The sequence below is a fragment of the Coxiella endosymbiont of Ornithodoros amblus genome, assembly GCF_019425495.1.
Lineage (GTDB): Bacteria > Pseudomonadota > Gammaproteobacteria > Coxiellales > Coxiellaceae > Coxiella.
Map to the genome: position 1 here is coordinate 1 of NZ_VFIV01000092.1, position 2,596 is coordinate 2,596.

Consider the following 2,596-nt stretch of genomic DNA (forward strand, 5'->3'; position numbering starts at 1 on the left):
AGGACGTTAAATAAAACCTGGGGTTGATGATGCTGATTCATGCGGTGGCTCTGTGAACCCGCATATACGTTCTTTTCGTCAAAACTGATTGTTGACACAACAACCCAGGGCCTATACGGGCTACTTTATAACGAATTTTTTGTCTGGTAGGATCTCCGTAAGTCACCAAACCGACATTATCCGCTCCGGCTTGTTGAAGTAAAACCATCATTTGCACTACTTTTCCGTATTCTACTTCTTTATCTCCTTTGACATACACTTCTTGTTGTTGATGATTTTGTTTAGCCTGTTGTAAGGCAGTCGTTACAGAGTTGATTAAGTTTTGGGATGAAATAAGCTGAGCTGGTTGACTCGAAATATTTAGAAAATAATTTCCATGGTTATCTATACTAATAACAATCGGTGTTTCATGTGAAGGGAGCGCTTTCGCGTTAGCTTGTGGTAATTTAACATTAACTCCTTGCGTTAAAAGAGGGGCCGTAATCATAAAGATTACTAATAAAACCAACATCACATCAATATAAGGCACGACATTAATTTCAGCTAACAGTCGCTTTCGCATTGAGTTCCCCTAATTTGTATTTATAGGCTCGTCGATGTAGGATATTCAGAATCTCTTCTTGAAAAGTATCGTAATTTTGAGTGATAGCGTTTAATTCGTTGGAGAATTGATTATACGCTATCACTGCAGGGATAGCAGCAAATAAACCCACCGCCGTTGCAATTAGTGCTTCTGAAATTCCCGGGGCAACCATCGCAATAGTGACCTGTTGAACGGCGCCTAAAGAGCGAAACGAAGTCATAATCCCCCATACAGTTCCAAACAAACCCACATACGGACTGGTCGATCCTATAGTTGCTAAAAAACTGAGGTTGCGTTCAAGTAGATCAGCCTCGCGGCTTTGGGTAATCCGCATAGCACGATACGTGCCTTCGAGAATGGCTTTAGGATTGGAACCCAGCCCTTGCCGCAAACGAGTGAATTCAGTAAAACCGGCGTAAAAAATACTCGACATGCCAATGAGTTTATCCTTTTTTTCCGATAATCGATTGTAAAGCATAGTTAAATCAAGGCCGGACCAGAAAAGGTGTTCAAATTTTTTCATTTCACAGCGTGTTCGTTTCACGAAAAAAACGCGTTGTATAATAATGGTCCAAGAAGTGATAGAAGCCAGAAATAAAAGGAAAATAACCATTTTAACTATCAAGCTGGCATGAGCCACAAAGGACCATAATGTCGTCGGTTCAGGACCCATGAATCTCTCCCAACGGATAATAGCGAAAAATCCTCATCATTCTATCAAGTTTATCTTCTGTTAAAAACACAAGCTTCAGCTTTCGCTTTTAAGTTGGTGCGGATTAAGTTCGGTACCAACTGGTGTGGTGCGCGGGATAGGAATAAATCCTTGCTGTTCTTCTTTTGCATCCAACGGCACGCCCGGTGAGGTGACGCTGGGCCAAAGGACGATTATCGTCAATACTGCCAATCGCAATAAAGTAAAAAACAAACCATGCAGCCCCGCGAGCTGCATAAAAATAAAACCGGGAGCTAACAAATGCCAATACTAATACCACTACCCCTAAAATGACTTTGTGCCGATCCAGTGCGTCAGATAGTTTCCCCACGGGGTATTACAACAACATTCCAAAAAAATAGTCGGTGCCCATCAGCAGGGCATATAAGTTTCTATTTCAGGTTGTATTTGGCTGACATACAAGAGTAATAACCCGTAATCGCTCCCATGATTAATCCCAAACAGAAACAACCAAATATTCTGACGGGTGATATTCGGTATAATTGAAAGAAGTTTAAAGCTGAGGGCTCTTCAAAATATGGTGTCCCTGTGCGCGTTATGGCTAAGGGCACTATGGATAATGACGATAACAAGGCCGCTAACTAAACTAAACTAATATAAAGGAACAATACCTTTTAAATCGCCCACACTTAACTTAAACTGCCCTAATGCTTGCTCGGCATTAATAAAGAAATCATATTAAAGCGAAAGAACTTATCCGCGAGTACCTTTTTCGCTCTTGACCAATAGCCAGCTTTCAATCGTGATAAAAAGTCCCGCCATGCAATAACTGCTGATCAGTCTTAAAACGAGCCACCACCAGGGGTTAATATAAAGAGCTTGCAAATAATAGTAGTCGCGACTAACGATGCGAAACCGCATAAGCGCGAATATGACCTACCCAGATAGTAAAAGGTTCAATGCGGAAAGAGCCGAAAACCAGTCCCCGCATAATAAGCCGCCGAAATAGCGCCGATCATCCACGCTGGAACGCCTTCTAAATGCAAGCGAATGGTGACGTAGGTGACAAAAAACCGTTCCCCACCGTGAGAATAGCTAAGCTCAAAAGCGGCGAGAAGACAGTGATCAAAACGGAAAGCATTTTTGAATTTCTTGTGATTTATTTAAGTATTAGCATACTCAGTGCGGGTGAGCAAACTCATGTCTTTTTTTAGAGGCGCTATTACAAAGTGTAGATTCTAGGTATTTAGCAATAGTTCAGTACCCCCTATGAGCGCAGCGAAATACGGGGGCGATAGACGAGATCATTATTTTCCCGTATTCTGCTTTGCTCCATACGT

General features: G+C 41.9%; 1 protein-coding gene and 2 pseudogenes. All 3 read right to left on the reverse strand.

Going from position 1 to position 2,596, the window contains the following annotated elements; translation table 11 throughout:
- Positions 1-136 precede the first annotated feature (136 nt).
- Positions 137-562, reverse strand: a pseudogene (tolR, locus tag FIV31_RS07485) (protein TolR); the annotation flags it as partial.
- Positions 540-1,256 carry a protein TolQ gene (gene tolQ, locus FIV31_RS07490; RefSeq protein WP_280124339.1) on the reverse strand — a complete coding sequence of 239 codons (717 nt, stop codon included), beginning with the start codon at positions 1,254-1,256 and terminating at the stop codon, positions 540-542. The pseudogene tolR and the gene tolQ, both read right to left, overlap by 23 nt.
- 75 nt (positions 1,257-1,331) lie before the next feature.
- A pseudogene (locus FIV31_RS07495) lies at positions 1,332-2,397 on the reverse strand (MFS transporter).
- Positions 2,398-2,596: the final 199 nt, after the last annotated feature.